The following is a 6,268-nucleotide window of genomic DNA, read 5'->3' as shown; positions in this document are numbered from 1 at the left end:
TTTTGATACCCAATTTTCAACCTGTATAAAATTTTCAATGTTCTTTCAATTTAGCCTTGACTTTTTATTTGCAGGCTCAATTTGGGATTTATTATTTCTGGAAAGTAACAAGAATATCCAAGTTTACAAATATTTTCGTGATCATCGGGAATAATCATTTTTTCAAAATATTCATTTTCATTCCAGCATTGCATAGCTATCTTCCGGTTTTCACTTACTATTTTCATATCTTCTAAAACTTGATCCGGCCTATCGACTCTTCCGACCATTTTACATGCATCTATTCCTATTTGAATCATTCTATATATTCCACACAAGGCACATGCATGTTTATACAAGCAAGCATCATATTTTTTTTGTGTCTCAACTAATTTGTTTCTATCATGTTCATCTGCAACCATAAATCTTTTTTCAGATTTACGTATGTCGTTACAAATTCCTCCATGTTCAAATTGATGAAGTCCCAGGCAATTACCGTCAGAAAGAATGCATCCATTTCTCATAATAAATGTTTCAAATTCCATGTTTGGAACTTCATTTTTCATTTTTGCGATTTCTTCCATTTTTAAGTCTCTAGGAACAATGATCCTAACTGCACCTAATTCTTGAAAATATCTTACTGATGCAGAATTGTATACCGTACCAACACAGCTTACGACAGGATTTCCACCATTCCTTCTAACTACATCAATCATTTCTGGACACGACACAATTATTCCGGTTGCTCCAGCATCTATAAGTCCTGAAACATATTTTTCCAAATATAACAAAGCTTCTTCCGTATATCCACTAGAGTTAAGAGTAACATAACTGTCTTTACCAGCTTCTCTAATTTTCTTTACTAATTCTAGTGAATCTTGATAATTAAATTTATTTGCATATCTTCCGAATCCCGACATTCGATTTAATTCAAAATAACGTCCAAATTTTTCAATATCTTCGTCATTATAAAAACCAAAGAAAAATTCATCCGCCCCTGCGTCAATTAGTGACTCAATTCTAGAAATATCATTAATAGGAGCTAATATATTCATATCACAATCACATCTCCTTTATCAATTCATTAAATGGTGAATAAATATATCTATATGGCACTTCTGAAATAATTTTGCAGTTATCATTTTTGAATTGAATTGATCTACCAAATCGATAGAGTGTTATATCGTCACAATTCATTTTTACTGCCACATTATTACACTCACATGAACAAATATCTGCATACCGAAATTTTCTATTATCACTTTTATTCATCGAAGCAAAAAGACATATTGAACCTAATGACATATATGTCCATGGTCCATGAACCGCCACTTTTATATCTGATAATAAATCAGGTATGTATATTTTTCCATGTGTACAGTCTAATTCAACACATGATACATTGTTAGTGCTTAGCATTTGTTTATAGAATCCACTAAAGCATCTATGAGTATGCGTTTCATTAAAAAAATCTATATACCTTGGATCTCTATTGTCCTTTTGTAGAAGGCGTCCCATGTTAATTTTTACATTACTAACTTTACTGAAATATTGCAACATTCCCCAGTCATTTATTGTCACCTCATCAATCAGGTCTCTACCTTCACTAATTAATTTTTCAGCAAGCGAAATACCCTTTTCAAGATTTGTTTCAAACAATGGGGGAATAACCAAGGTTATTTTTATCTCTCTCTCTCGTGCAAAACATATAACATCGGTATATCGACTTACACTTGTTTGTAAAAAATAATGGTCACAATAATAAGAACCTAGATAAATTCTCGAACAATTACCAAAGGGGGTATCTATTATCAGCCTCTCAATCCAACTATGCATATCCTCGCTCGATCTGCCAATCAGTTCGCAAAGATTTATAGCGATTTCATCAGGAACTTTTTTTTCATTTATCATCTTTACAACTCCTTTTTACTTGAATTGCTGGTGCTACATCTGCGTGCCCTACAATCATCCCGTCGCAATATTTACAAGCTTCAATATATTCTTTGCTAATTAACTTAGACAACTGCTCTTTTCTTTCTTTTGTCGTTTCATCAATGGAATAATCGATATAATCTGCGTCAGGAATAATACCGATACTAGCTCCGTTTGATCCTCTTGCACACGCATAGAGTTTATCTTTATAAAACGAATAACATCTTGCTTTAAAACATCGAGAATACATCCATCGTAATGTTTCATCCGTATGGTTACGTTTATCTAAACCTCCGGCAGATTGCCACTTTTCATATTTCTTTACAAAATAGCGTATTCCTTTTTCTTCAAATAAAGCACACAATTCCTCAATTTTAGAAGATGGCACCCCATAATCTGAAATATGTATCCATATATTTGAATTTATCAGACACCGAATCAAATCATCACACGGTAATATTGTACCATTTGTATAGATAACAATTGCTCCTATCTTGTCACTACTCCTATAATATTCTAGCAACTTAAATAGTTCTTTGTTTAATAGTGGCTCCCCACCTAAAATACTCAGTTCAGCTATTTGATCAATCGTTTTAAGGAGTTTATCAAAGCTTTTGCAAATTTGTGAAACATCAAAATCACTAGCTTGCTTATAATAGGGAATAAGTGCTGAACAGTCTTTGCACATTAAAGTACACCGTTCTGTCACCACCAATTCTAAATGCTGAATACAAATCCAATTATCATCCTCAGCATGATTTAGTAATTCATCATAATTTCCTTTACGAACCAAAAACTCCTGTGCTGATATTGAAAGTAAGCTTTTATCGATATCTAATCCAATCAAATCTAACATCGAGTAATAGTTGCTTATACCTTGCTGTCTTAGTATTCTTACTGCACTACGTAAAAAGTCCTTAAAGGCTATAATTATTACTACATCCTTGATGTTTGTTAATTCTTCAGGTTGCAATACATCTATATTAAAAAACTGTCGTTTATTCGGATCATGATCACAAAAAAAATCTGGTTCTCTTCCCCAACTCTTCAATGCATAATATGCTATTTCTCCCACCGCTCCGGTTCCATAAACGATAAGTTTAGATTTTTTTGTCTCTTCACATATTTTTTTTGAAAAAGTCTTCATCTAATTAAACTCTCCTATATCAAAATGTGATAGGGTAAGATTCCTAAAATCCCCCCTATCACACCCGAATCACTTATGCTTTTTAGTCACCACAATAGCAGCAACAAGACATCTGAGATTCTGCTTTTTCCTGCTGGTTTTTCCAGGTTTCCATGATTTCCTCAACAGACTTCTGTTTTACGATTTCCATACACTAACCTCCTTTCTCCCAGTAAAATTATTTACTGAGTTCGCTTACATAAACTCGTATCACATCTTTAATAATACTCTTGATTGCAATACAAGCATTATGACCTCCATAAAGTTCTTTTTTCACCTTACACCCACCATGACAAAGCGGCATAAGTGCACATTCGTTGCATTCGTCATAACATGGTGAATCATTGCAGAACCTCTCTAAATTATAATTATATATTAATCCTTTAGTGACATTTCCACATGAATAGTTGTCCCCACGCCCTAAAAGTCGATGGCATTTATATAAATCCCCTTTTGAATCAATTGCTATTGAGTTTAATAGAGTAGCATAACAACCAGTAGGACGTGAAGTCAATTTAATTCCACTTAAAGCTTCCTCTCCTTCTAAATAGTTATCCTCTATTAGCAAGGTTGGACATAAAAATCCCAATTTTCTTGTTTCCATCAGCAAATCAAGATATGGATGTAGTTCGCCGTCAAAATTCGAATCAACTACAGATGGCATCCCGACACCTGTGATGGGTTCTGGATAAGCAAAAAACTTGTTTTCTCCTTTAAACTCTTCCGCAAGAAAATTAAGTACTTTTCGAGTTGTTTCTATGTTCTTAGGATTAAAATTCGTGCGAACATTTACATGGAATCCCACAGCCAAAATTGAGTGAATGTTTTTTATAACAATATCAAATGGTTTCCTTTCTGAAGAGGATTCTACATAATTTTTAATTTTATCGTATTCTTCACCAAGAGCATCTATAGGTATCTGAAAACGTTTAACATTCCATGCATCCCTAGCTTTTTTTAAGATTTCATCGTTAACACAATATCCATTAGTTGTAATAAGACTTGCGAATTCGATCCCGCGGCTTTTCAATCCAGTGGCAATACGATCTATTGTGTCAACAGCACACAGTGGCTCTCCTCCAAACCATTGAATTACTAATTTTCTTGTTCGTGAATTCTTATCCAGAAAATCCACTATATTATCAGCGGTTTCTACATCCATAGCCGCCCTTTCGATTCCATTCTCATAACAATAATAGCACCTTGCATTACACTCTGTGGTAACTGCAATAACAGCACTGGTTATTCCACTATTGGAAAATTGATACTTTCTTCTCGAAACCATCAATCTAAAATTTTCATCAAGAGAAGAATCAACTATATATCCCATTTCCTCAAGTGCTTGAAGTGTATTTTTATCATCTGGCATAATGTTTAATTCAAATATTCGATGAAACATTTCTTTGTCCATCTTTATAACAGATGAGGTCATTGTATTAAATACAATCATCTGCCCTTCATTTTCTATAGGAATACAGTATTTTGAAATTTTGAACATATTTTCACCACTTTCATTTAATAATAATGCATTCAGACGGATTAAACTCAGATTCACTTACACAATAATTGTACAATTGCTCTAGGTGCTTATGCATAGCACTTTCTTCATTATCTGTAAGACAATACATAAATAAATTGCAAAAAATCGCGTCAGGTATATCTTTTAAATGATATCTATTCCTATATTTCTCATCACTAAATAACCTCTGAGCTTTATTCCAAGGTATTAGTGGCAATTTATTGTGATAACAATAAGCAACCAACAAGTATTTAATACATTCATAGTACATTATTTTCCAATGTAAATTCCTATGTATCATACCTTTATATTTTTGATATGCGTCATATACATTATAATAATTTTGTAAATCTCTGTTTTTATTTATATCTGAGAATGTACGTCCGAACATCTCCAATGCCTTTTCCTTTAACTGACCCGCTTTGCCTAGATGGTCATATATAATTTCAGAAAATGCATAAATCTTAATAACCCAATAATCGTGAATTTCCTCAATTTCCATTTCCATTTGTTTGTATATTCGATCAAGCGGATTTATAAAAATTTCCACATCTACTCCATTAACCTTGCGAAGCACATGTCTTCTCTGAACGGTATTATCTGTAACTATAAATATATCTATATCCGAATATGGTTCCGGAGAACAGCCACAACTACTACCACCCCAAAATATACCTTCTACTCCTGATATTGCAATATATTCTTCAGTAAGTTTATTCAAAATACTATTATGAACATCCATTTTCAATCACCGCCTTCATAGTCATTTCATCCCTAAATGAATCTCCAACCCAATAGTCAGTCTTCATTGCCCCAAACAAACGCTTATACCAATCATTTCCACTCCCTAAATATAATATTTTACGATTTTTATTGATTAGTATTTCTATCACGCCAACATACAATAGTCTTCCTGGCGAAAAATCCCGATATTTCTTATCATATGTTGTGTTTACAAGGTTAGCTATACCACCATGTTCTGAATTCAATTGAATTGCAATTATTTCCGAATTCAGACAAAGCGCATATACGTCTGTAATATCTAACTTTGGATTATTAGTTAACTTTTCGATTGTATTCTCGTTCGGTGGAACTACATACTGTTGTTCTTTTAATCTAAGATACAATTCAAGGACTTGTATTGGAACATCGCAAATATGATATGATTTTATTTGAATATCTCCAAATTCTTTTATTAATCGTTTTTTATCATATCTAAGATCATATCTTGTTTTTCCAGACGAACGTTTCAATACTTCCTCATAGTTATCATCCAATGCAAGAAACCATGCATTGCCTCTATTTTCTATTGTCCATTTCCAACTATCAGCGGGGTCAACATCTGTTGTTTTAAAGGAAATTCGCTGCACTTCTTTTTTGCTAGAAAATATAAACTTAAATAGGAATCCTAACTCCGAAGAATTTAAAGGAATCTGCAATAAACTAATCCAAGCACGCCCCGAATTAATATATACAGGCATAATATTTGTAGAGATACCATTATTTAGAAGCAACCATGAAATACCATGTCTATAGCTTAAATCCAATCTATTGAATATGCAATTATCTAGGTACTCCGAAGACGGTTTGGCTATCCAATTACACACTAAATGATTTTGACCATATTCCATTTCTCTACTATACTTCATATA

The 6,268-nt window shown here is 32.9% G+C and carries 6 protein-coding genes; all 6 read right to left on the bottom strand.

Features of this window, described 5'->3' with window-relative positions; translation table 11 throughout:
* Nucleotides 1-50: 50 nt before the first annotated feature.
* Nucleotides 51-1,034: a peptidase U32 family protein gene (locus EAI83_RS14855; protein WP_129975936.1), complete on the bottom strand. Its 984-nt coding sequence runs from the start codon at nt 1,032-1,034 to the stop codon at nt 51-53.
* A 7-nt stretch (nt 1,035-1,041) separates the two neighbouring features.
* Entirely contained in the window at nt 1,042-1,890 is an 849-nt protein-coding gene (locus tag EAI83_RS14850) for a hypothetical protein (protein WP_129975934.1), read from the bottom strand.
* Complete coding sequence (locus tag EAI83_RS14845; protein ID WP_129975932.1) at nt 1,880-3,058, bottom strand: radical SAM protein; 1,179 nt, start codon at nt 3,056-3,058, stop codon at nt 1,880-1,882. Before EAI83_RS14845 ends, EAI83_RS14850 begins: the two co-directional genes overlap by 11 nt.
* 217 nt (nt 3,059-3,275) lie before the next feature.
* On the bottom strand, nt 3,276-4,595 hold the full coding sequence (locus tag EAI83_RS14840) for a radical SAM/SPASM domain-containing protein (protein ID WP_129975930.1): 1,320 nt from the start codon (nt 4,593-4,595) through the stop codon (nt 3,276-3,278).
* A gap of 13 nt (nt 4,596-4,608) precedes the next feature.
* Nucleotides 4,609-5,358 (bottom strand): hypothetical protein, encoded by a 750-nt coding sequence (locus tag EAI83_RS14835; protein ID WP_129975928.1) that lies wholly within the window; start codon nt 5,356-5,358, stop codon nt 4,609-4,611.
* Complete coding sequence (locus tag EAI83_RS14830) at nt 5,345-6,265, bottom strand: GNAT family N-acetyltransferase (RefSeq protein WP_129975926.1); 921 nt, start codon at nt 6,263-6,265, stop codon at nt 5,345-5,347. The genes EAI83_RS14835 and EAI83_RS14830 overlap by 14 nt, the downstream gene beginning before the upstream one ends.
* Nucleotides 6,266-6,268 lie beyond the last annotated feature (3 nt).

It is taken from the genome of Blautia sp. aa_0143 (assembly GCF_004167315.1).
GTDB lineage: Bacteria > Bacillota > Clostridia > Lachnospirales > Lachnospiraceae > Blautia_A > Blautia_A fusiformis.
Note: the sequence above shows the minus strand (reverse complement) of the source record. Positions and strands in the feature narration are given on the sequence as shown.

Coding starts and splice junctions, on each gene's coding strand:
- EAI83_RS14855 (WP_129975936.1), bottom strand. CDS start 1,034: ATGAATATATTAGCTCCTATTAATGATATTTCTAGAATTGAGTCACTA.
- EAI83_RS14850 (WP_129975934.1), bottom strand. CDS start 1,890: ATGATAAATGAAAAAAAAGTTCCTGATGAAATCGCTATAAATCTTTGC.
- EAI83_RS14845 (WP_129975932.1), bottom strand. CDS start 3,058: ATGAAGACTTTTTCAAAAAAAATATGTGAAGAGACAAAAAAATCTAAA.
- EAI83_RS14840 (WP_129975930.1), bottom strand. CDS start 4,595: ATGTTCAAAATTTCAAAATACTGTATTCCTATAGAAAATGAAGGGCAG.
- EAI83_RS14835 (WP_129975928.1), bottom strand. CDS start 5,358: ATGGATGTTCATAATAGTATTTTGAATAAACTTACTGAAGAATATATT.
- EAI83_RS14830 (WP_129975926.1), bottom strand. CDS start 6,265: ATGAAGTATAGTAGAGAAATGGAATATGGTCAAAATCATTTAGTGTGT.